Consider the following 22,881-nt stretch of genomic DNA (forward strand, 5'->3'; position numbering starts at 1 on the left):
GCGGCGCCGCCCACATCGGCCACCCGGGCACCCTGCTTGATCACGGCGATTTCTTCCGCCGACTTGTACATGCGCATCTTCATGGTGGGCACGCCGATATCGACGAACTCGGCTTCCGGCAAGGCTGCTTTCAGCTTGTCCAGTGCTTGCAGGTTGATGTGGTCGAATTCCACACCTACGCGCTTGGCGCCGCCGATCAGTGACTTGACCGCATAGAAGAAGTTGTCTTTCTGCCAGTCGGTGTACACCAGGTTGTCGCCCAGGGCGTTGCGACGGTAAGGCTGGCCGCCGTCGATGTTGGCGGTAATGGTGGTGTGAATGTGCTGGGTCACGGCCAGACCGTAATCCCGACCGAAGCGGCAGTAGACGAAGTCACTGAAGTAGTTGATGTTGTGATAAGAGGTAAACAGCACCGCGTCCACGTCGTTGGCAGCCATGTAGCTGCGCAGCTTGGACTGACGTGAGGCCATTTCTTCTTTGGAAAACATGCCCTGGACTTTTTCGCCGTTGGGGATATTCAGTGTCTGTGGCATTTGCATGATAAGGCTTCCTTCCTCTATGACAGTAACAGGGTTATTTGCGCCGCTGTAACAATCGGGCTTCGCGCATGGTCTGATACTAAGCCGGGCTCAGTCATAACAGAAATGAATACTTTAAATGCCATCATTAACAATGTTAATGACATGATAATATAAAGTAACAATCAAACATCTGCGGGAGCAGACTAATGGGTAAGGACACGCGTAGCGCGACTCAGATGAGAGGGTGACTAAGGATGACTGCGCCTCCAGAAGAATTGTTATCAGAAACATACGCCGACCAAAAAAATGGTCTGGCAGATAATATATCCGCCAGACCAGATGTTAACCTATAGCCAGATTATCAAATTAATAGCACCAAACAGAAGAAGTTCCGCCCATTAACATTTATTCAGACTATGGTGAATATCAGTTATTCGTCACCAGACTGCCATTGGTCGTTACCTTGGCTTCACCATCAGTATCAACTGTCAGCTCTACCTGTGGATCGGGATTATTTACTACTTTCTCCAGCTCTTTAATTGATTTGTCTCTATTCAAGAGCCGTCTGATTGTGTTTGCAATCATAAGCAAGATAACAATAGAGAAGGGGAAAGCGCCAATAATGGTTCCGGTCTGAACGGTATCAACGACTCCGCTCCCCCCGACTGTCAGCAGCACAGTTGCAACAGCAGCAATACTGATAACGAGAACCACTCTGAACCAGGGCCCCGCCTGTTGCGGTGCAGATACGAACTCCGCAAGCGCATAGGTACCGGCGTCCAACGATGTCACATAGTAAGTTGCCACCAGTATGGTTGCCACAACCAGAAGGATACTACCGACGAAGGGGATCGACTCCAGCATGACAAAAAGCCCGCTGGAAACATTTTCGCTCACCGCTGCCGATATACCATTTCCTGTCTGATCATCGTAGTAAATGGCGGCAGATCCAAGCACACCAATCCATACCATGACGATCAGGGAAGGAATCACGGTCACGCCGATCACGAACTCACGAAGTGTGCGACCACGAGATATCCGGGCAATAAAACCTGCAACAAAAGGTGAGAAGGCAATCACCCAGCACCAGATAAACACTGTCCACCAACCATTCCAGCTCTGCTGCCACGATTCCAGCGGAGCGACGGTACTTGGGGCATCTGTCCAGAAGCTCATTGGTATAAAGTTTGTAAAATAAGAGCCAAAGGTCTGGGTCATGTTGGAAATAATGAACAAGGTGGGGCCAAATACCAGGGCAGCCACCACCAGCACTATGCTCAGGATCGAGTTCGTTTCACTGATCAGGCGCATACCCTTGCTGATGCCGAAGAAAGCCGAGATGGCCGTTGCCGTCCCCAGACCCACAATGACCAATAGCCAGATGGTGGAACTGGAAGTCACGCCGGTAAAAGAGCTGAGCCCTGAAGAGAACTGCATGGCCGCAAAGGCAAAAGACGTTGACAAACCAAGAACCGTGGCCATGATCGCCAGCAGCTCGACGACTACGCCGGCACCACCCTGAGCCCATCGCGGCAAAATATCTACGGTGGCTTCCCGGAACGTCAGGGTTTTGCCCAGGTTGTGATGCGAATAAGCCAGACAGACTGCCACAACGCAATACATGGCCCAGGCGGTGAACCCCCAGTGGAAATAAGCCCAGACAATCCCGCCCCCGGCGACATTACCTTCCAATGCCTGGATCACCGGACTTTCATAGCGAAGCATAATCGGTTGAGCAACAGACCAGAATATCAGTCCTATGCCCTGTCCGCAGGCAAACAGCATCGAATACCAGGCAAAGTTATTGTACTCTTTTTTAGCATTGGGGCCGCCCAGACGAACCTGCTTGCCAATTTTGCTGAAAACAAGCCAGGCGCATACCGCCACGGAAAAAAGCGAGAAAAGGATAAATAGCCAAGTATAACCACTTGTAACATAGGTTCGCAGATCAAAAATGACGGCGGCCACACTATCCGGGCCCCTCAACACCATCACAATCAGTGCGATAATAGCGAGCGGAGGCGTGAACTGAATGAGTAGTCTGCCTATGGGAGGTAGATCACGTCCGGTGAATCGAGGAACCACAAGGGGCTCAAGCGATTCTTTATGAGCCCCCGGTTTGTTATGTCCAGGTTTACTGTTTGTCACCTGCCTTACCTCTCTATTATTGTCGTTATCCATTACCTTCTATTACCCTGCTAACTCATCGGTACCCTTATGATTCTTTTGGTTTTATTCGGCAGGGATAATAAAGATATTGGAAACTCGTATTTAAAGGATCCTTCCCAATCATGGCTGCTGGGCCACAACACAATCTGACCCCGGAATTAGCACATGAAGCCAATATAGAAAGTTATCCACTGTAAGAAGCTAAAAAGCCCACCCCCTGCTCGGGGATGGGCTCAGTTCTTAGCCTTTAATGATATTGTGTTCCGGACCGAACGGGAAGCGGGTGATGTTCTCTACTCCGCTATCGCTGATCACCAGAATATCGTGCTCACGATAACCACCTGCGCCCGGCATGCCTTCCGGCAGCATGATCATCGGCTCCATCGATACCACCATGCCCGGCTCCAGTACCGTTTCGATGTCTTCACGCAGTTCCAGCCCGGCTTCACGGCCGTAGTAGTGGCTCAGGGTGCCGAAGGAGTGACCGTAACCGAAGGTGCGGTATTGCAGCGCATCCTGCTCGGCGAAGATCTCGTTCAGCTCGTGAGCGATATCACAGCAGCGAGTACCGGCCTTGATCAATTCCAGACCGCGGCGGTGTACCTTGCAGTTGAGTTCCCACAGTTCCAGGTGACGATCGGACACGTGCTCGCTGAACAGGGTCCGTTCCAGCGCCGTGTAGTAACCACCGATCATCGGGAAGGTGTTCAGGCTGAGGATGTCGCCGGCTTCAATCTTGCGGCTGGTCACCGGGTTGTGGGCGCCGTCGGTGTTGATACCGGACTGGAACCACACCCAGGTGTCCATCAGCTCGCCATGGGGGAAGGTTTTGGCAATTTCACGCACCATGGCCTGAGTACCGGCCAGGGCCACTTCGTATTCCGGCACACCGACACCGATGGCGTCACGAATGGCGGCGCCGCCCACATCAGCCACCCGGGCACCCTGCTTGATCACGGCGATTTCTTCCGCCGACTTGTACATGCGCATCTTCATGGTGGGCACGCCGATATCGACGAACTCGGCTTCCGGCAAGGCTGCTTTGAGCTTGTCCAGTGCTTGCAGGTTGATGTGGTCGAATTCCACACCTACGCGCTTGGCGCCGCCGATCAGTGACTTGACTGCATGGAAGAAGTTGTCTTTCTGCCAGTCGGTGTACACCAGGTTGTCGCCCAAGGCGTTGCGACGGTAAGGCTGGCCGCCGTCGATGTTGGCGGTAATGGTGGTGTGAATGTGCTGGGTCACGGCCAGACCGTAATCCCGACCGAAGCGGCAATATACGAAGTCACTGAAGTAGTTGATGTTGTGATAAGAGGTAAACAGCACAGCGTCTACGTCGTTGGCAGCCATGTAGCTGCGCAGCTTGGACTGACGTGAGGCCATTTCTTCTTTGGAAAACATGCCCTGGACTTTTTCGCCGTTGGGGATATTCAGTGTCTGTGGCATTTGCATGGTAAGGATTCCTTCCTCTATGACAGTAACAGGGTTGATTGCGCCGCTGAAACAACCGGACCTAGCGCATGACCTGATACTAAGTTCGGCCTTGTCATAACAGAAATGAATACTTTAAATATAACCATTAACAACGTTAATGACTTGTTAACTAAGTGAAAGAAATCATCATCATAGAAACAAGGTATCGAGCAGGATCAGACCCCAAATCAGCCCCATCAGCAGCATGGTCAGTAACACCGCCGCCGATCCCATGTCCTTGGCCCGGCCCGACAGCTCGTGATGTTCGGGTCCGATACGGTCCACCACCGCCTCTATCGCCGAGTTGAGCAGCTCCACTATCGGCACCAGCATCAGGCTGCCGATCAGCAGCAGGGTTTTCACCACTCCCGGGCTCCAGATCAGCGCCACCGGCAGCAGCACCGCCACCAGCCAGCATTCCTGGCGAAAGGCCGCTTCATGACGATAGGCACTTTTCAGCCCCTGCAATGAATAGCCGGTGGCGGCGATGATGCGTGACAGTCCTGTTTTTCCTGGTTTCATCTTGCCTCCTCAAAAGCCCGGCTCTGCAGTTCCACCCCTTGGGGAGTGACCGCCAGCACGCTGCCCTGTGTATACCAGTCGCCCAGCACGATACGGCGAGCAGACTGACCGTTAATATCCAGCTGGTGGATGGCCGGTCTGTGAGTATGGCCGTGAATGAGCGAACGCACCTTGTAACGACGCATCTGGCGCTCGACCTCGCCCTGATTGACATCCATCACCTGCATCACCTTGTTTTCCTTGGATTCGGCGCTCTTGCCCCGAATGCCGTCGGCAATTCGCATCCGCCGGCTGAGCGGCAAGCGCAGAAACAGCCATTGCAGCCATCCCCAGCGGGTGATGCGACGATAGCGCTGATAACCGGCGTCGTCGATACAGAGGGTATCGCCGTGCATGATCAGCGTCGGCTCGCCGTAGAGGTCGATTACCTGGTGCTCGGGCAACAGTGTCATACCCGCCTGGCGGGCAAAGCGACGACCGACCATGAAGTCCCGGTTACCGTGAATGAAATAAACAGGTGTGCCCTGCTCGGCGCAGGCCTTGAAGGCGGCGGCCACTTCGTCATTCAGCGCACTGGGCTCGTCGTCGCCGATGGAGAATTCGAACAGGTCTCCCAGCACATACAGCGCCTCGGCCTGGTTCGCTTCTTCCTGCATGAAGCGCAGAAAGGCGGCGGTAATGTCCGGCCGGCTGGGGCTCAAGTGCAGGTCGGCAATAAAGAGGGTGGTCTGGTTCAAGGGCAGGCTCGTGATTCAGAGAGATTAACAATGCCCGCAAGGGGGCGAGGTAAGGGTTACCTCAAGAGGCAAAACGGGATAGACCAACTTTCCACCGACACGCCGTAAACCCATCCCTGGGGGCTCTGCTGCGCCATCCATGGCGCAGAAGGTCGGCTTGAAAGCCGGTCTATCCCGTTAGCTACTTTACATTTCGCCGCGGGTGCTTATCGCCCATGACGATAATCAACGACATGAAGACAGACTTACTCGCTGACGGTCACGCCGGTGATCAGCACGTCGTCCATGGGTACGTCCTGGTGCACATAGCCGCGGGTGCCGGTCGCCACGCCCTTGATCTTGTTGACTACATCCATGCCTTCAACCACTTCGCCAAACACGCAGTAGCCGTAGCCCTGGCTGGTGGCGGACTTGAAGTTCAGAAAGTCGTTGTCGTTGACGTTGATGAAGAACTGGGCGGTGGCGGAATGCGGTTCCATGGTACGGGCCATGGCCACGGTGCCAACCTTGTTGGACAGGCCGTTGTCGGCTTCGTTTTGTACCGGGGCGCGGGTTTCCTTTTCTTCAAAGCCGGGGCCGAAGCCACCGCCCTGAACCATGAAACCGTCGATCACACGGTGAAACAGGGTGTTGTCGTAGTGGCCGTCGCGGCAGTATTGCAGGAAGTTGGCAACGGTTTCCGGCGCCTTGTCGGCAAACAGGTTCAGGGTGATGTCGCCGTGAGTGGTGTGCAGAGTAACCATAGTAATTATCCAGATAGTAGGTTCAGAGCTCGATTTTAACGCAAGCGGCCGCTTTAGCGAACCCCTGTGGTCGCAAGGCTTGCACCAAATGGCCATTAAAGGTTCAATACGTACCGACCAATATCCTTCACCAAGACGTGGACTCATGCTGAAAATCTACAATTCCCTGACCCGACAAAAAGAAGAATTCATCCCTCTGGTACCCGGCAAGGTCGGCATGTACGTCTGTGGTGTCACCATTTACGACCTCTGTCATATCGGTCACGGTCGCACCTTCGTCGCCTTCGACGTGGTCACCCGTTACCTGCGCTATCTGGGCTTTGACCTGACCTTTGTGCGTAACATCACCGACATCGACGACAAAATCATCAAGCGGGCGGCCGAAAACGGCGAAAGCTGCGATGCCCTGACCGAACGATTGACCAATGACATGTACCGGGACTTTGACGCCCTGCACATTGCCCGCCCCGACATCGAGCCCAAGGCCACCCAGCATATCCCCGAAATCATCAATATGGTGCAGAGCCTGATTGAAGACGGTCATGCCTATGTGGCCGACAGCGGCGACGTGCTGTTTGCCGTGAACAGCTTCCAGGATTACGGCAAGCTGTCGGGCCAGAATCTGGAGCAGTTACAGGCCGGCGCCCGGGTCGAAGTAGAACAGAGCAAGCGCAACCCGCTCGACTTCGTGCTGTGGAAACCGTCCAAGCCCGGCGAGCCGAGCTGGGAGTCGCCCTGGGGCCCGGGTCGCCCCGGCTGGCACATCGAATGTTCGGCCATGAACGGCAAACATCTGGGCAAGCATTTCGACATTCATGGCGGCGGCTCCGATCTGCAGTTCCCCCACCACGAAAACGAAATCGCCCAGAGCTGCTGCGCCAACCACAGCCCCTACGTCAACACCTGGATGCACTCGGGCATGGTAATGGTGGATCAGGAGAAAATGTCCAAGTCGCTGGGCAACTTCTTCACCATTCGTGACGTGCTGGGCCATTTTGACGGCGAGACCATTCGTTACTTCCTGCTGTCCGGCCACTATCGCAGCCAGCTCAACTATTCGGACGACAACCTGAACAAGGCGCGCAGCGCACTGGAACGTTTCTATACCGCCCTGCGTGGTCTGCCGGTGACACAAGCGGCCGGTGGCGAGGAGTTTGTCGAGCGTTTCAAGGTCGCGATGAACGACGACTTCAATACTCCCGAAGCCTATTCGGTGCTGTTTGACCTGGCGCGCGAGATCAACCGCCTCAAGGGCAAGGACGACGCCACCGCCGCCGGCCTGGCCGGACGTCTGCGCGAGCTGGCCGGCGTGCTGGGCCTGCTGAGCCAGGATCCCGAGACCTTTCTGCGCGGCGATGCCGGTGCCGACGACGAGGTAGCCGACATCGAGCGGTTGATCCAGGCACGCCTGGATGCCCGCAAGAACAAGGACTGGGCCGCCGCCGATGCGGCGCGCGACAGCCTCACCGCCATGGGCATAGTGCTGGAAGACGGCCCCGAGGGCACCCGCTGGCGTCGTAAGTAAGACTCGCTTCTCACTCATTCACCCTTGCGGCGAAGATTGAAAAAATCATCATGGGCGCCATAATTGGCGCCCTGTTTTTTTGAACGGCTATTTACGGCCGACATTATCTCTTTCAAGTTCAAGGAGCCTTGCCATGCGCATTTTTATTCCCGCCGTATTAATGACCGCCCTGCTCGGCCTGACCGGCTGTGAGCCTGAAGGCCCGGCGAGTGATATCGGCGACAACATCGATCAGGTGCTGGATAACGCCGTCTCATCCTCAGAGCCTCAACAGGTTGAAACGCCAGCACCGGCCAGTTCACCCGAGCCTGAAGTGATTGAACAGCAAAAAGAAGAAATCGAGCACGTGGTGGAAGAAGCCTCGCAGGAAGCCCAGCAGCGGCTGGACGAAATACTGGAAAACACCCTGGAACAGCCGTAAATCCGCACCGCAGCAGACCCCGTCCGGTTTGCTGCGGCTTCGCTGCCCCCGCACCGCCTGTTTTTCAACCACCCGATGACACGCTTCGTCATATCCGCGATTATCCATTCCGCTTTGTTTACGTCATTCCGGGACGTAACCTGTCATTAATATCTGATTTATATGATTATTTTTAAATAAACATCCGTTTTTAAATCATTGACCGGCTGTTGTTTCATCACCGTCTGGGCTATTACTAGTAAGGTAAAAACACAACGGCGGCCCCGGCCGCAAACGATCCCCAGCGAGGAGCAGAAAATGAAAAAATCATGGCTTAACGTATTATTACTGACCTCTGTTGCCACCTTTGGCCTGGCTGCCTGTGATAACAAGGGAGACGCGGAGCAAGCGGGTGAACAGATGGATGAAACCATCGAGCAAGTGCAGGAGCAAAGCCAGGAAATGGCCGACGAAGCACAAGAAGCTCTGGGCGTGGAAGAGCAGGGCACCATGGAAGAAATGGGCGAGCAGCTGGATGAAGCCGCCGATAGCGTCAAGGATGCCGCCAGCGAACAGGCAGCCGAAATGGATCAGGCCATGGACGATGCGGCAGCCGAAATGGAACAAGCCATGGATGACGTAGCGGCCGAAGCCGATCGCAAGCTGGACGCGCTGATGGAAGACAACAAAGAGTAATCGCTCGACACAGCGTAATAACCAAACAAAAGGGAGCCTCGGCTCCCTTTATTGCTCTTCACACACAGACCATCGTTACTCCTGCGGTGGCTCCATTTCTCCGCCGCAATATTTGCAATAATTGGCATCCCTGTCGTGCCCGCCCTTGTCACACTGGGGGCAATGGCGGTGTTCGTATTCGCGCCACATTTCCCGCCCCAGCTCGGCACTGAGAATACCGGTAGGCACCGCGATAATGGCGTAGCCCATCAGCATGGTCACGGCGGCAATGGCCTGACCCAGCGGCGTTTGCGGGGTGATATCGCCAAAGCCGACGGTGGTGATGGTGACGATGGCCCAGTAAATACTGACGGGAATACTGGTAAAACCGTTTTCCGGCCCTTCCACCACATAGAGCAGCGAGCCGAACAGGGTCACCAGAATGAAGAGGCTGCTGAAGAACACCAGTATCTTGCGCCGGCTCTGATTGAGTGAACGCAACAACACATTGGCTTCGTTGACGTAGCGGATCAGCTTGAGAATGCGGAAAATCCGCAACACCCGCAGCAGACGGATGATCATCAGAAAGCTGGCGCCGGGAATGAAAATGGCCAGATAGGTCGGCATTACCGCCAGCAGGTCGATAATGCCGTAAAAACTCCGGACGTAGGCGAGCCGGTTCTGGGAGCAGTAGATCCGTACGCCGTATTCAATGGTAAAGGCCAGGGTAAAGGCCCATTCCACCCCGTAAATCACGGTGCCGTATTGCGCTCGAACCGAACCTATCGAGTCCAGCAGCAAAACCACGATAGACAGCAGTATGGTGACAATAAGGGCAATATCGAAGCGGCGACCCGCCGGGGTTTCGGTGCCGAAGATTACCGTATAGAGCACATCCTTGTCGGGCCACCGCATCCGCTGTCCTTACTGACTGTGTTTATGAAGGGTGTTTACTGATCATGATAGCGTTCACAGGCGATCAGGGTGTTTTCTATCAAGGAGGCCACCGTCATCGGGCCCACGCCGCCAGGCACCGGGGTAATATAGGAGGCGCGCTCGGCGGCCACCGCATATTCCACATCGCCCACCAGACGGCCGTCGTCCAGCCGGTTGATGCCCACGTCGATCACCACGGCGCCGGGCTTGATCCAGTCACCGGGAATAAAATGCGGCTTGCCCACCGCCACCACCAGCAGATCGGCCCTTGCCACCTGGGCCTTGAGATCTTCGGTGAAGCGGTGGCAGGTAGTGGTGGTGCAGCCGGCCAGCAGCAGCTCCAGCGTCATGGGGCGACCGACGATATTGGACGCGCCCACCACCACGGCATTGAGGCCATGGGTCTTGATATGGCTACGCTCCAGCAGGGTGATGATGCCCTTGGGGGTACAGGGGCGCAGTGCCGGTATGCGTTGGGCCAGACGGCCGATATTGTAGGGATGAAAGCCGTCCACATCTTTGTGCGGATGAATGTGCTCTATCACCGGGGTGCTGTCGATATGGGCCGGCAGCGGCAGTTGCACCAGAATACCGTCTATGGTGGCGTCCTGGTTCAGCTCGTCAATCAGTTCCAGCAGTTGCTGCTCTGTGGTTTCCTTGGGTAAATCGTAAGACTTGGAAATAAACCCGACTTCTTCACAGGCCCGGCGTTTGCTGCCGACATAGACCTGGGAAGCCGGATTGGCACCGACCAGTATCACCGCCAGACCCGGCGCGCGTTTGCCCGCACGGGTGCGTTCGGCCACACGTTCGGCCACCTGGTTGCGTACCGCCTGTGCAATCGCTTTTCCATCGATTATTTGAGCTGACATCTGCGTTGATTCTCACCTTTATAAACCTGCGGCAATTGTCGCATTTTTTCCCGGCTTTGATAAGCAAGCGCCCGCGGCTTTCGCTCGGTGCTCCCGGTGGGATAAAGCCGTTGACCGACGCAAGTCAAATAGGTATCATCCCGCCCCGTTACGCCGCAGCCCTGCTGCCGCCTAATGTCAGAAAAGCGCCCTTAGCTCAGCTGGATAGAGCACCCGCCTTCTAAGCGGGTGGTCGCAGGTTCGAGTCCTGCAGGGCGCGCCATCTTTGGTGACCGTAGCTCAGTTGGTAGAGTCCCGGATTGTGATTCCGGTTGTCGCGGGTTCGAGCCCCGTCGGTCACCCCATTTGATACGCTGTATTTTTCTACTCTTCCATTCCCTGCTGTACCTGTCGCTCCAGATGCGCCACCAAATCGGTCGGTATATTCAACCTGTGCGCCAGTGCCTCCAGATAAGCTCGCTCCGCCGCCTGATCCGGATCGATCACCAGCCGTGAGGCCAGATACAACTCTGCCGCCTGCTCGGTACCCTTGGCCGACGCACAAATGTCCGCCAGTGACACCGGCGCCGACAGCATATCGAACACCATCGCCTTTTCTTCTGCGGCCAGCCCCATCTGCTCGACCTGTTCGAAGATATGCGCCTGTTCGGCGGCATCGATGTGGCCGTCGGCCCTGGCGGCCCCTATCATGGCGCGCATCAAGGAAATCTGGAACGACTCGCCGTTGGCGGCGGCACTCTGCGGCGAAAAGCGCGGATCCAGCTGCTGCACGTCGTCCCCGGTCACGGGGCGGGCTTCGGCCGGGCTTCGGTTCTGCTGCCAGCCCTGATAGGCTTTCCAGGCCATGGCGCCGGCGGCGGCCAGCCCCGCATACTTGATGGTGCTACCGGCCATGCTGCGGCCCTTCTTGCTGCCAAGCAGCAGCCCGAGAATACCGCCGGTGGCGGCACCCTTGCCAAAACCGCTCCCTTTGCCCGGGCGGCCATTGCCACCCAGAAACTGGCCAATCAACTTGTCTACTTTCATATCATCTCCTTATAAGTAATATCTCATAACTTATGTGGATACTGGGGCTAGCTTTTTTTTCTCGTCACCCTCGCGAAGGCGGGGGTCCAGTGTCTTTGCAGGAGAAGCGCAGGCTGACAAATCTGCGCCACAGGCCCTGGATTCCCGCCTTCGCGGGAATGACGACAGAACCACACCTGTTATGCAGCATTACTTACCCAACGGATTAAACATGTCGTCTTTTTGATACCTGCCGGGAGCGGTATCAAGCGCTTAATCCAGCAGCGACTGGGCTATCTGCTGCCATTCTTCCCGCGTGGTACAATTCGGGCGCTTTTTCTTGGCGCGGCCGTACCAGTAGTCGGCATTCCACAGCACGCCTTCTACATGGTGCAGATAGGCATGAACCCAGGCCGAAGGCTGGTCGCTGTTGTCACGCACCCGATCGTGCGCCGCCTCCCACTGGCCATTGGCGTCCAGCCACAAGGCAGTAAGGGCATCGGACAGCCCCTGCGGCGGTGTCGGCTGGCTGAGTGAGGCGTGGAATTCTTTAAAGTTCATAGTAGTGTCTACCGTACCGTTTTGTGTGGTGAGATGAAGAGTCAATAGACCCCGTAGCCTACCATAGGCAGACCACAGGGCTCGTATCGGGTTGAGTCGTTGTCGCATGGCTGAAGAATATCGCCTTATTGCCTAACAGCGTTCAGTTAACGGGAGCGATTGGCTTTCAAACCGACCTTCTGCGCCATGGATGGCGCAGCAGAGTCCCCAGGGATGGGTTTACGGCGTGTCGGTGGGAAGTCAATTGATTCCGTTTTACGCTTAACTGACAGATGCCAGCCTTATTGTCCGCTGTGGGTCATCAGCCGGGCGACCTTGTCGATCAGTGCACGACGAATACCGCCCAACTGCTTTTTCTCGTCGCCCTGCCAGGGCACGGGCCGACACAGGCTCATGGTTTGCAGCCCGAGGCGGGCGGTGAGCAAACCGGCGCCCACCCCCTGCCCGGCCCGGGCCGACAGCCGCCCGGCCAGCTCCAGCCCCAGCAAGTCCATGCCGGCATCGATGGCCGCCTCCGACACGCCCACATAAAGCATGTGATGCAATACCTGGCGGATCAGCCGCAGTCGGCTCAGGCCGCCCAGACGAATGCCGTAACACTGGCTGATGTCTTCAATCATCTTGAGGTTACGCCACAGCACCAGCAGCATGTCTACCGCCGCCAACGGGCTGGCCGCCACCATGACCGCCGCCTCGCCGGACCATTTCAGCACCCGCGCCCGGGCCTGCCGGTCCTGTACGCTCAGCACCTGCCGGCTGTAAAGCGTCAGCACTTCGGCATCCTGCTCCTGGTCGGTCAGACTCTGCTGCCAGTCCTGAAAGGCATCGGTCTGCTGCAAGCCACTGCGGGCGGCCAGTTGTTCGCAGAATGCCCGGGCCCGACCACTGCCCTGCTCGGCCAGCAGCTGCTCGGCTCGTGCCTGCTGGCGAGATACCCGCTCCAGGGTGCGCAGCAGCCTGAGCTCGCGCCACAAGCGACCCAGGGCCGCCAGCGCCAGCAGGGCAATGGCCAGGCTCCAGGCCGCACCGAGCAGGCGGTTGTCCTGCCAGGTCTGCCACAGGCCGAGGACGGAATGCACCAGTAACAGGGTCAGCAACAGACCGATGCCGCTCCACCACAGCCAGTGCCGACGACCGGGCCGCAGGCTGTCGGCCAGCATCGGCTCCGGGGTTTCGTCCAGGGCGATAAAGTCGTCCTGCTCCAGTGGCTGACTCGGCCGCAGCGCCTTCGGCTCCGGTTGTTGCAGGGGTTGGTCCAGGATCACCTTGCTTTTCAAATTCACGATAACTTGTCTCCCAACAGGAACGCCAGCGCCTGATCCAGACGCAAATGCGGCAGCGGTTGTTCCGGCTGCCATTCGGGCGGGGCGAATTCGGTAAAATCGAAACCCTGCTGCTGCCAGAAGGCCTCTTCGGGTAACGACTCGGGCACCTCGCCCGGGTACAGCGCCACCGCGTCCTGATTGTCCAGCCGCCGGCCCTGCAGCGCCGGTATGGTCTCGCCTTTATGGCTGACCTGGCCGCTGCTGGTGGCACGAATCGCCGCCAGCGCCAGGGTATGAATGTCGATACCGGACAAGCGGGCGTGGCGATGCCCACCCCGTACCAGGGTACCGAGCAGGGTCGCCAGCCGACCGTGCTGATCCGGGGTCAGATGATCGGCCTTGGTGGCGGCAAACAGCAGCTTGTCGATCCGTGGGGCAAACAGTCGTTGCCACCAGCCGCTTTTGCCGTATTCAAAGCTCTGCAGTATGGCGTCCAGCGCCCGGCGCAGGTCGGCAAAGCTGTCGGGGCCGCGATTCAACGGCGTCAGGCAGTCCACCAGCACTATCTGGCGGTCGAAGCCGGCGAAAAAGTCCTTGTAAAAGCCCTGCACCAGGTGCTTTTTATAATGCTCGAAACGCGCGGCCATCATGCCGTAATGGTGGCTGTCATTCAGCCCGCCCGGCACCTCATCCCATACCCAGGGCACAAACTGCAGCATGGGCGCATCCCGGTATTCGCCGGGCAGAATGAAGCGCCCCGGTTGCACCAGATAGGCGCCGCATTCGCGCTTGATGTCGTGCAGCCATTGGGTGTAGGCCGCCGCCAGCGGCACCAGTTTGCCATCGTCGGCCGGGCTGTCGGCGGCCAATTTTGCCCCGGCCTGCAACCAGGGCGTGGCCAGCCCGGCCAGCGCCGGCGTCTGCAGCAACAGGCGCTGTTGCTCGCTCCACTGGGCATAGCTCATGCCCAGCAACGGCAGGTCCAGCAGCCATTCCCCCGGGTAGTCGACAATTTCCAGATAGAGGGTGGCGGTGTCCTGCAGCTTGCGCTTGAGCCGGTTTTTGGGCCGATAGCGAATGGCGAGGGTGATTTCGCTGATACCCCGGGTGGGCTCGGGCCAGCAGGACGGCGTGGCTGACAGCTGATTCAGTGCCGCCTCGTAACCGAAGGCCGGCACATGATGATGGCGGCTGGGCACCCGCTGTATGCCGAGCAGGCGCCCTTCCGCCGCCGGGGGCCAGTGCGGTAGCCGGGCATCGAGCCCGGCATGTTCCAGCTGGTTGACCAGACTGGTGATAAAGGCGGTTTTACCGCTGCGACTCAGCCCGGTCACCGCCAGCCTGATGCGTTGATCCAGCCCCCGCTGCACCCAGGCGCCGGCCTTATTTCGCCAATGTGAGTTGCGCCACTGATCCAGTGGCATCTTGCTCATTTGTTTTTACTCAAATCATTGAACTCCCGTCGCAGTCGAAACTCCCGCGAAGTCAGCAGTTGCTCCATTTTGGCCACTCGGCCATTGAGCTGCTGCAAGCGGCTGTCCAACCGGGTCAACGCCTCTTGCGGCGACAGGCCCGACTGCCAACCGGCGGTTTTGACATGAGACCGCTCCGCCTCTTCTGCCTCCGGCCTGTCTTCCAGTAACAGCCAGGCGGCAATATAAAGCACAAAGGTCAGAAAACTGGCAAACACCAGGCCGGTCAGCGCCAGCACCCGCACCAGCCAGGGCTCGACCTCGGCCTTGCGGGCAATGCCGGCACAAACGCCGCCGAGCTTGCCGTTGCGTTTGTCGCGATACAGATTTATCAAGGTTGACGCCATCCGGGCACCTCCTGATCCAGCAGCCGCTCGAGGGTGGTGACCCGTTCGGCCAGTTGTTCCGCCTGGGTCAGACTCTGCTCCAGGCGTTGACGGGCAGTCTCGTCCAGTCCTTCATCGAGCCGGCGCTTGCTGCGATAATGCAGCACCAGCCAGATAGGCACCACCAGAAACAGAAAGATATTCAGGGGGGCCACCAGGGCCCAGGCCAGCTCCGACATCAGCGTTCCTCACTCTTCTTGTTCATGTTGGCTTTCAGCGTGTCCAGCTCACGGTTAATGGCATCATCTACCTCCAGTTCGGCAAAAGACTGCTCCAGTCCCTTGCTCTGGCTGTACAGATCCGCCCGTGATTCCAGCTCATCTATTTTACGCTCCATGCGATCGAATTTGTCGACCGACGAGGACGTTTCGCTGTGGCGTACCCGCTCCTGTACCTTGATGCGGCTCTGGGCACTGCGTTCGCGCAACTGCATCGCCTGCTGGCGAGAGCGGGCGTCGACCAGCTTGGCTTCCAGCGCGCCGATGGCCTCCGACAGTTTATTAATGCCTTCGGCCACCGCCTCGTGTTCATGCTCCAGTGCCTTGAGCAGCTCGCTCTGCTTGCTTTTTTCCAGCAGCGCGGCCCGGGCCAGATCTTCACGCTCGCGGCTCAGCGCCAGCTCGGCCTTGCCCTGCCATTCAGCCACCCGTTCGCGGTGACGTTCAATCTGGCGCAATACGTCTTTTTTCTCGGCCAGAAAGCGGGCCAGGTTGGAGCGCTCGCGCACCAGCTCGTCTTCCATTTCCTGAATGATCAACCGTACCATCTTGGCCGGATCTTCGGCCTTGTCCAGCAGGGAGTTGAGATTGGCGTTGATGATGTCCGCCAGTCGGGAAAATATGCTCATGGTGTTTGTCTCCTCGATACCGATGATAGAACAAGACTCGGAGCGTCTTGCCTTCCTCCTCTTTACGTAACAAGTTATGTGCCAATCAGACAGAGTTCACTAATCATTTGAAATATAGATAAAAATTATAAAAAGACTGGATTCGTCATTGGCCGACATCGGCTAATAACGCTATTATTTAGCAAATTTCGCCACTTTGGTGTGCCATGACCGACAATGAGCTGATTGGCCAGTCCAATGCCCTGCTCGCTATACTGGAGCAGGTGTCGCTGCTGGCGCCGCTGAACAAGCCGATACTGGTGGTGGGCGAGCGCGGCACCGGCAAGGAGCTGATCGCCCACCGGCTGCATTATCTGTCGCCCCGCTGGCAGCAACCCTTTATCTCCCTCAATTGCGCCACCCTCGCCGAGACGCTGCTGGAAAGCGAGTTGTTCGGCCACGAGGCCGGCGCCTTTACCGGCGCCCAGAAGCGCCATCAGGGCCGCTTCGAGCGTGCCGATGGCGGCACCCTGTTTCTTGACGAGCTGGCCAGCACCAGCCCCCGGGTGCAGGAAAAGCTGCTCAGGGTGATCGAATACGGCGAATTCGAGCGGGTCGGCGGCAGTCAGTCCGTCTCGGTCGATGTCCGGCTGGTGTGTGCCACCAATCAGGATCTGCCCGGGCTTTCGCAAAAGGGGGATTTTCGCGCCGATCTGCTTGATAGACTGGCCTTCGATGTGGTTACATTGCCGCCCCTGCGAGCCCGGGATGACGATATTCTACGCCTGGCCGAGCATTTTGCCGTGACCCTGTGCATGGAACTGGGCTGGCCGCTGTTTGCCGGCTTTACCCCGGCTGTGCGCCGGCAACTGCTGGCCCATCCCTGGCCGGGCAATGTGCGGGAGCTCAAGAACGTGATTGAGCGCAGCCTGTATCATCATGGCCGGCCGGAGGTAGCGCTGAGCGACTTGTATCTGGATCCCTTTGCCTCGCCCTGGCGCCCGACCATGCCGACCTCGAACAAGGCCGAGACCCGGCTGCCGCTCGATCTCAAGGCGCATCTGGCCCGGGAAGAAGTCAGGCTGCTCACGCTCGCCCTGGAGCAGACCCGTTATCATCAGCGCCAGGCCGCCGAGCTGCTGGGCCTGAGTTATCATCAGTTGCGTGGCTTGCTGCGTAAATATGCTTCCCTGCTGCCGGCAGGCGAGCAGGAAGACCTCAAGGATTAAGCATGCGTTTATGGCTCTGGAGCCTGCTGACTACCCTGCTACTGGCAGGCTGTGATGGCGGCAACCGACAACTGGCACAGGAAAGTCTGCTCTATTGCATAGAAGGGACGCCGCTCACCTTTAATCCGCAACTGGTTACCTCCACCGAGACCCTGGACGCCACCGCTCATCAGCTGTATGACCGGCTGCTGGATATCACCCCGGACAGCCAGTACCCGATACCTTCGCTTGCCACCGAATGGGAACGCAGCGACGATGGCCTGCGCTATCGTTTTACCCTGCGCCCCGACGTGACCTTTCATCACACCGGCTGGTTCAGCCCCGGCCGACCACTGACCGCCGACGACGTGGTCTTTACCTTTTCCCGCCTGATTGACCCGCAACACCCCTATCATGCGGTCAGCGGGGGCCGTTACCCCTTTTTCGACAGCATCGGCTGGCCGGAGCTGGTTCGCGAGGTGCGGGCCTTGAGCGAACACGAAGTGGAATTTGTGCTCAGTCGCCCCAACGCCTCCTTTCTGACCAACCTGGCCACCGACTATGCGGTTATACTGTCGGCTGAATACGGGGCACAATTGCTGGCCGCCGGCCATCCCGAACGAATCGATCAACAACCGGTCGGTACCGGGCCCTTTATGCTGAAGCTGTACCGACCCGACGAGTTTATCCGCTACCATCGCCATCCCGACTACTGGCGCGGCAGCGCCCGACTGGCGCAACTAGTGTTCGACATTACGCCGACCTCGTCCAAGCGGCTGGCCAAACTATTGACCGGTGAATGCGATGTCATGGCCCATCCGGCCACCAGTCAGCTGTCGGTGATTAAACAACACCCCGAGCTGGCCCTGAGCTACGCCACCGGCATGAACGTGGCGGTACTGGCGCTCAATACCCAGAAAGCGCCCTTCGATGATATCCGGGTGCGCAAGGCCCTGAGCCTGGCGCTGAGCAGAACGGATATTCTGCAGGCGGTATACTTCGATATCGGTGCGCTGGCCGAGTCGTTGCTGCCGCCGGTGTCCTGGGGCCATGATGCCAAGCTGCTGATGCCGCAGCCGGATCAAGGCCGGGCCCGCTGGCTGCTCACGCAGGCCGGTTTGAGCAACGGCTTCGACATGACCCTGCTGGTGCCTTCCGGTGCGCGCACCTACAACCCGGACAGCCTGAAAACCGGCCAGCTGATCCAGCGCCGGCTGGCCGAGCTGGGCATTCGGGTCAAGCTGCTCAGCCTGGAAGAACAGATACTGCGCCGCGAGCTGCTGGCAGGAAATCAGGATGCGGTGCTGACCGGTTGGTCCGCCGACACCCCGGATCCGGATAACATGCTGCGCAATCTGCTCAGCTGCCAGGCCATTGCCGCCGGCACCAACGCCAGCCGCTGGTGTCACCCGCTGTTTGAACAACAACTGGAGCTGGCACTGACCGAACCGCAGCTGACCCGCCGTATCGGCTATTATCAGCAGGCGCAACAGCTGGCCTATCAGGACATGGCGGTGATACCGCTGGTGCACAGCCAGCGGCTGCAGGCCTTCCGTAAAGAAGTCAAGGGACTGCGTCTGCTCCCCTATAGCAGCGTTGCCTTTCATCGGGCCTACAAGGAGTAATGATGCTGCGTTATCTGTTACGGCGCCTCGGCCTGCTGCTGACCACCCTCTTGATGCTGACTCTGGTGGCCTATGTGCTGGAGTTTCAGGTCATGATCGATGACCCGGACGATTTCTGGCCCGGTTACCTGGCCTTTATGCAACTGCTGCTGGCCGGCGACTTCGGTATTTCCAGCGCCACCGGTCTGCCGGTGCTGGGGGCGCTTGGCCAGTATTTTCCCGCTACCCTGGAGCTGTGCCTGGCCGCCTTTACCTTGTCAATGCTGGTAGGGGTCCCCATTGGCACTCTGGCCGCCCTGCGTCAGGGCCGCTGGCAAGACACCCTGATCCTCACCGGCACCCTCATCGGCTACTCGGTACCGGTGTTCTGGTTGGGTCTGTTACTGGTGATGTTTTTCTCGCTCAACCTGGGCTGGTTGCCGGTATCGGGTCAGCTCAGCCTGCTGTACGAGGTGAAACAGATAACCGGTATCATGACCATAGATACCCTGCTCACCGACAGTCAGTATCGCTGGCCCGCCTTTCTCGACGCCCTTCGCCATCTGATACTGCCGGCGCTGGTGCTGGCCATAGTGCCGACCACCGAAGTGATTCGCCAGATCCGCAGTGCCTTGCTGGAAGTACTCAAACAAAACTACATTCGCGCCGCCCTGACCAAGGGACTGAGTGAAACCCAGGTCATACTGCGCCACGGCCTGCGCAACGCCTTCCCCATGGCCATTCCCACCCTGGGGCTGCAATTCGGTACCGTGCTGACCTCGGCCATCATGACCGAAATCGTGTTCGACTGGCCCGGTCTGGGCCGTTGGCTGGTGACCAGTATCGCGCTGCAGGATTATGCCGCCATCAAGGGCGGCACCCTGGCCATCGCCACCTTCACCATAGTGGCCAGCTCCGCCGTGGAGGTGCTTTCCACCCTGATTTATCCCGCCAGAAGGAGAGCGATTTATGCCCGGCAGAGCTAATATCTATCCGGAATTGCATGTCCGCTCGCCGCGCGAGCAGGCCTGGGAGCTGTTTCGCAAGAATACCCTGGCCATGATTGGGTTGTGGGGCCTGGTATTGCTGTCACTGATGACCCTGCTCGCGCCCTGGATCGCGCCTTACGCCCCTTACGAGCAGTTCAGCCAGGCGCTGCTGATGCCGCCGTCCTGGGCCGACGACGGCAATATCGACTTTTTTCTCGGCACCGACGATCTGGGCCGCGACATGCTGTCCCGGCTGGTGTTTGGTGCCCGCCTCACCTTCGGCAACGCCATACTGGCGGTACTGGTGGCGCTGCTGGTCGGCGGTTGTATCGGCATTGTCGGCGGCATGAGCAAGGGCTTCAAGGCCAGCATTCTCAACCATTTTCTCGACACCCTGCTGTCGATCCCCTCGCTGCTGCTGGCCATCATCTTCGTTGCCATTCTGGGACCCGGGCTGTTCAATACCCTGATCGCCATTACCCTGGCGCTGACCCCGCAGTTTACCCGCGCCATCTATAACGCCGTGTCCGACGAAATGCAGAAGGAATACATTACCGCCCTGCGCCTGGATGGCGGCACCCGCTGGCGTATACTCAGATTTGGGGTCCTGCCCAACCTGAGCGACACCGTCGTCAGCCAGACCACCCGCGGGCTCTCTTCCGCCATTCTGGACATTACCGCCGTGGGCTTTCTTGGCCTGGGCGCCCAACCGCCCCGCCCCGAATGGGGTGCCATGCTGTCGGACGCCATGGAGCTGGTCTATCTAGCGCCCTGGACGGTCACCCTGCCGGGGCTGGCCATACTGCTGTCGGTACTGGTGGTCAACATGGTGGGTGAAGGCCTGCGCCAGGCCATTAACGAGGTAATGGACTGATGCCGCTGCTCGATATTCGCAATCTCACCATCGAAATTGAAACGCCCCAGGGACTGGTCAAGGCGGTGGATAAATTCAGCCTGACCCTGGCCGATGGCGAAATCCGCGGCCTGGTCGGCGAGTCCGGCTCGGGCAAGAGCCTGGTGGCCGAGACCATCGTCGGCATCGCCAAAGACACCTGGCGGGTGACCGCCGACCGCATGTATCTCGACAATATCGACCTGCTCAGCCTGTCCCACAAGGAGCGACGACGGATCATGGGGCGGGATATCGCCATGGTATTTCAGGAGCCGTCCAGCTGTCTGGATCCGTCCGAGAAAATCGGCGCCCAACTGGTCGAGGCCATTCCTGCACGCAGTTTTCAGGGTAAATGGTGGCAACGCTGGTACTGGCGCCGCAAGCAGGCGACCGCACTGCTGCACCGGGTGGGCATTCGCGAGCCAAAAGTAGTGATGAATGCCTACCCCTTCGAGCTGTCGGAAGGGCTCTGCCAGAAGGTGATGATCGCCATGGCCATTGCCAATCAGCCCAAGCTGCTGGTGGCGGATGAGCCGACCAACGCCATGGAAGCCTCCAATCAGGCCCAGATACTGCGGCTGCTGGAACGGGTCAACAAACTGTCGGGTACCACCATACTGCTGATCAGCAACGATCTGACCACCTTTGCCCAGCTGACCGACAACCTGACCGTGATGTATTGTGGCCAGGCGGTGGAGTCCGGCACCCGGGATAAAATCCTGACCCGGCCACGTCATCCCTATACCGCCGCCCTGCTGCAGATGATGCCGGATCTGGACGGCAGCCTGCCGCACAAGTCCCGGCTCAACATACTGCCGGGGGTCATACCGCCATTGCAGAGCCTGCCCATCGGCTGCCGGCTGGGCCCGCGTTGTCCCAAGGCCCAGAAGCAGTGCGTGATAACGCCCCCCCTGGCCAAGATCAAGGGGCAGACCTATTACTGCCACTTTCCGCTCAACATGCCAGAAGGTAAGTCCAAATGAGCCAGGTGCCACTGCTCAAGGTCGATAATCTCAGCAAGGTGTTCGTGAGCCACAGCGGCCTGTTTCGCAAGGTCAGCAAAACCGCCTTCCACCCGCTGTCTTTTACCCTGGAACGGGGCCAGACCCTGGCGGTGATGGGCGATTCGGGTTCCGGAAAAAGCTCACTGGCCCGGGTGCTGGCCGGGGTAATGCCCCCGACCAAGGGCAGCATTTACATCGACGGTGAAAAAATAGAGCCGGGCGACGACAAGAAACGCTGCCAGCTGCTGCGGATGATTTTTCAGGATCCCAACACCTCGCTCAACCCTCGCAGCCGCATCGGCCAGATTCTGGAAACCCCGCTTATCCTGAACACGGGCCTGGATGCCGAACAACGTGAAGCCCTGGTGCTGGATACCCTGCGCATGGTGGGGCTGCTGCCGGATCACTACCACTTTTATCCGCAGATGATTTCCACCGGTCAGAAACAACGGGTGGCGCTGGCCCGGGCGCTGATCCTCTCCCCCAAGATCATCGTCGCCGACGAGGCCATCTCCAACCTGGATATTTCGGTGCGCTCGCAGATCATCAACCTGCTGCTCAGCCTGCAAAGCCGGCTGGGATTATCCTACGTGCTGGTAGCCAACGATCTGGGGGTGGTACGCCATATCAGCGATCAGGTGATACTGATGCACGAGGGCCATGTGGTGGAAGCCGGCCCCACCCACAAGGTGCTGACCAACCCCCAGAGCGAGCAGGGCTTGCGCCTGCTGCAGAATTACAACAACGAATACCGCTGGCACCACCGGGATATGAAGCGCTGATCAGCCATCGGGTTTAAGCGTTACACTTCGGCCAAAGAGCGTCAGAGGCAACAGAGCCGCCTCCCTCGACACGCTACGAGTACATCCGTGTAAGCTCGGAAATGCCGTCCCTGGCATTTCACGGTCGTGGGAGGCCATCTCTGTTCCCTCTTCTTAAGCACCGAGTTGTCTGCAGGTCGCCCCCACAGGCGATGCCGTAGCATAGGAGCGGATGAAGGGTCCAACTCCAGCGACCATCACATGACAGGACGTCATGTGCTGAGCGCAGAGGGGGCGAGCTTGTCTCGCCGTGACGAGCTGTTTCAGCCTGACCG

24 protein-coding genes and 2 tRNA genes are annotated in these 22,881 nt (G+C 58.3%); 11 read left to right on the forward strand and 15 right to left on the reverse strand.

Annotated elements, in window-relative coordinates; genetic code table 11:
• The 6 genes from ABD827_RS02070 to ABD827_RS02095 form a co-directional block, all read right to left on the reverse strand.
• On the reverse strand, positions 1–539 hold a 539-nt coding region (locus ABD827_RS02070; protein WP_344961892.1), incomplete at its 3' end, for an aminopeptidase P family N-terminal domain-containing protein.
• Positions 540–947: 408 nt separating this feature from the next.
• Positions 948–2,702 carry a BCCT family transporter gene (locus tag ABD827_RS02075; RefSeq protein WP_344961894.1) on the reverse strand — a complete coding sequence of 585 codons (1,755 nt, stop codon included), beginning with the start codon at positions 2,700–2,702 and terminating at the stop codon, positions 948–950.
• 228 nt (positions 2,703–2,930) lie between these two features.
• On the reverse strand, positions 2,931–4,142 hold the full coding sequence (locus ABD827_RS02080; protein ID WP_344961896.1) for a M24 family metallopeptidase: 1,212 nt from the start codon (positions 4,140–4,142) through the stop codon (positions 2,931–2,933).
• A gap of 171 nt (positions 4,143–4,313) precedes the next feature.
• The gene (locus ABD827_RS02085; protein ID WP_344961898.1) at positions 4,314–4,685 is read right to left on the reverse strand and encodes a diacylglycerol kinase; all 372 of its coding nucleotides are present in this window, start codon (positions 4,683–4,685) and stop codon (positions 4,314–4,316) included.
• On the reverse strand, positions 4,682–5,422 hold the full coding sequence (gene lpxH / locus ABD827_RS02090) for a UDP-2,3-diacylglucosamine diphosphatase (RefSeq protein WP_344961900.1): 741 nt from the start codon (positions 5,420–5,422) through the stop codon (positions 4,682–4,684). Before lpxH ends, ABD827_RS02085 begins: the two co-directional genes overlap by 4 nt.
• A gap of 245 nt (positions 5,423–5,667) precedes the next feature.
• Positions 5,668–6,165: a peptidylprolyl isomerase gene (locus ABD827_RS02095; protein ID WP_344961902.1), complete on the reverse strand. Its 498-nt coding sequence runs from the start codon at positions 6,163–6,165 to the stop codon at positions 5,668–5,670.
• 145 nt (positions 6,166–6,310) lie between these two features.
• Here ABD827_RS02095 and cysS point away from each other — a divergent pair, with 145 nt between their 5' ends.
• The 3 genes from cysS to ABD827_RS02110 all read left to right on the forward strand — a co-directional run bounded on the left by cysS (position 6,311) and on the right by ABD827_RS02110 (position 8,786).
• Positions 6,311–7,690 (forward strand): cysteine--tRNA ligase, encoded by a 1,380-nt coding sequence (gene cysS, locus ABD827_RS02100; protein ID WP_344961904.1) that lies wholly within the window; start codon positions 6,311–6,313, stop codon positions 7,688–7,690.
• Positions 7,691–7,823: 133 nt separating this feature from the next.
• Positions 7,824–8,111 carry a hypothetical protein gene (locus ABD827_RS02105; protein ID WP_344961906.1) on the forward strand — a complete coding sequence of 96 codons (288 nt, stop codon included), beginning with the start codon at positions 7,824–7,826 and terminating at the stop codon, positions 8,109–8,111.
• A gap of 297 nt (positions 8,112–8,408) precedes the next feature.
• Positions 8,409–8,786: a hypothetical protein gene (locus tag ABD827_RS02110; protein ID WP_344961908.1), complete on the forward strand. Its 378-nt coding sequence runs from the start codon at positions 8,409–8,411 to the stop codon at positions 8,784–8,786.
• 75 nt (positions 8,787–8,861) lie between these two features.
• Here ABD827_RS02110 and ABD827_RS02115 read toward each other — a convergent pair whose 3' ends face one another.
• On the reverse strand, positions 8,862–9,680 hold the full coding sequence (locus ABD827_RS02115; protein ID WP_298717465.1) for an ion transporter: 819 nt from the start codon (positions 9,678–9,680) through the stop codon (positions 8,862–8,864).
• Positions 9,681–9,715: 35 nt separating this feature from the next.
• Positions 9,716–10,573 (reverse strand): bifunctional methylenetetrahydrofolate dehydrogenase/methenyltetrahydrofolate cyclohydrolase FolD, encoded by an 858-nt coding sequence (gene folD, locus ABD827_RS02120; protein ID WP_298717462.1) that lies wholly within the window; start codon positions 10,571–10,573, stop codon positions 9,716–9,718.
• 185 nt (positions 10,574–10,758) lie between these two features.
• On the opposite strand from folD, the gene ABD827_RS02125 reads away from it, so the two are divergent.
• Both ABD827_RS02125 and ABD827_RS02130 read left to right on the forward strand, forming a co-directional pair.
• A tRNA-Arg gene (locus ABD827_RS02125) sits at positions 10,759–10,835 on the forward strand.
• A gap of 6 nt (positions 10,836–10,841) precedes the next feature.
• A tRNA-His gene (locus tag ABD827_RS02130) sits at positions 10,842–10,917 on the forward strand.
• A gap of 19 nt (positions 10,918–10,936) precedes the next feature.
• Here ABD827_RS02130 and ABD827_RS02135 read toward each other — a convergent pair.
• The 7 genes from ABD827_RS02135 to pspA all read right to left on the reverse strand — a co-directional run bounded on the left by ABD827_RS02135 (position 10,937) and on the right by pspA (position 16,109).
• Positions 10,937–11,599: a tellurite resistance TerB family protein gene (locus ABD827_RS02135; RefSeq protein WP_344961911.1), complete on the reverse strand. Its 663-nt coding sequence runs from the start codon at positions 11,597–11,599 to the stop codon at positions 10,937–10,939.
• A 252-nt stretch (positions 11,600–11,851) separates the two neighbouring features.
• Complete coding sequence (locus ABD827_RS02140; RefSeq protein WP_344961914.1) at positions 11,852–12,139, reverse strand: hypothetical protein; 288 nt, start codon at positions 12,137–12,139, stop codon at positions 11,852–11,854.
• A gap of 281 nt (positions 12,140–12,420) precedes the next feature.
• Complete coding sequence (locus ABD827_RS02145; RefSeq protein WP_344961916.1) at positions 12,421–13,422, reverse strand: YcjF family protein; 1,002 nt, start codon at positions 13,420–13,422, stop codon at positions 12,421–12,423.
• Complete coding sequence (locus ABD827_RS02150) at positions 13,419–14,828, reverse strand: YcjX family GTP-binding protein (RefSeq protein WP_425567958.1); 1,410 nt, start codon at positions 14,826–14,828, stop codon at positions 13,419–13,421. The genes ABD827_RS02145 and ABD827_RS02150 overlap by 4 nt, the downstream gene beginning before the upstream one ends.
• 5 nt (positions 14,829–14,833) lie before the next feature.
• Complete coding sequence (gene pspC / locus ABD827_RS02155; RefSeq protein ID WP_344961919.1) at positions 14,834–15,223, reverse strand: envelope stress response membrane protein PspC; 390 nt, start codon at positions 15,221–15,223, stop codon at positions 14,834–14,836.
• Positions 15,208–15,441 (reverse strand): envelope stress response membrane protein PspB, encoded by a 234-nt coding sequence (gene pspB / locus ABD827_RS02160; RefSeq protein ID WP_298717446.1) that lies wholly within the window; start codon positions 15,439–15,441, stop codon positions 15,208–15,210. Before pspB ends, pspC begins: the two co-directional genes overlap by 16 nt.
• Positions 15,441–16,109, reverse strand: coding sequence for a phage shock protein PspA (pspA, locus tag ABD827_RS02165; RefSeq protein WP_344961921.1), 669 nt, complete (start codon positions 16,107–16,109; stop codon positions 15,441–15,443). The genes pspB and pspA overlap by 1 nt, the downstream gene beginning before the upstream one ends.
• A gap of 206 nt (positions 16,110–16,315) precedes the next feature.
• Here pspA and pspF point away from each other — a divergent pair, with 206 nt between their 5' ends.
• Genes pspF through ABD827_RS02195 form a run of 6 tightly spaced genes read left to right on the forward strand, consistent with a single transcriptional unit; the run spans position 16,316 to position 22,567 of the window.
• Positions 16,316–17,317 (forward strand): phage shock protein operon transcriptional activator, encoded by a 1,002-nt coding sequence (gene pspF, locus ABD827_RS02170; protein ID WP_344961923.1) that lies wholly within the window; start codon positions 16,316–16,318, stop codon positions 17,315–17,317.
• A gap of 2 nt (positions 17,318–17,319) precedes the next feature.
• Positions 17,320–18,921, forward strand: a complete 1,602-nt coding sequence (sapA, locus tag ABD827_RS02175; RefSeq protein WP_344961925.1) for an ABC transporter substrate-binding protein SapA — start codon at positions 17,320–17,322, stop codon at positions 18,919–18,921.
• A 2-nt stretch (positions 18,922–18,923) separates the two neighbouring features.
• Entirely contained in the window at positions 18,924–19,886 is a 963-nt protein-coding gene (locus ABD827_RS02180; RefSeq protein WP_344961927.1) for an ABC transporter permease, read from the forward strand.
• Positions 19,870–20,763, forward strand: coding sequence for an ABC transporter permease subunit (locus ABD827_RS02185; protein ID WP_344961929.1), 894 nt, complete (start codon positions 19,870–19,872; stop codon positions 20,761–20,763). Before ABD827_RS02180 ends, ABD827_RS02185 begins: the two co-directional genes overlap by 17 nt.
• Positions 20,763–21,764 carry a peptide ABC transporter ATP-binding protein gene (locus ABD827_RS02190; RefSeq protein WP_344961930.1) on the forward strand — a complete coding sequence of 334 codons (1,002 nt, stop codon included), beginning with the start codon at positions 20,763–20,765 and terminating at the stop codon, positions 21,762–21,764. Before ABD827_RS02185 ends, ABD827_RS02190 begins: the two co-directional genes overlap by 1 nt.
• The gene (locus tag ABD827_RS02195; protein ID WP_344961932.1) at positions 21,761–22,567 is read left to right on the forward strand and encodes a peptide ABC transporter ATP-binding protein; all 807 of its coding nucleotides are present in this window, start codon (positions 21,761–21,763) and stop codon (positions 22,565–22,567) included. The genes ABD827_RS02190 and ABD827_RS02195 overlap by 4 nt, the downstream gene beginning before the upstream one ends.
• Positions 22,568–22,881: the final 314 nt, after the last annotated feature.

It is taken from the genome of Oceanisphaera sediminis (genome assembly GCF_039539745.1).
GTDB classification, from domain to species: Bacteria; Pseudomonadota; Gammaproteobacteria; order Enterobacterales; family Aeromonadaceae; genus Oceanimonas; species Oceanimonas sediminis.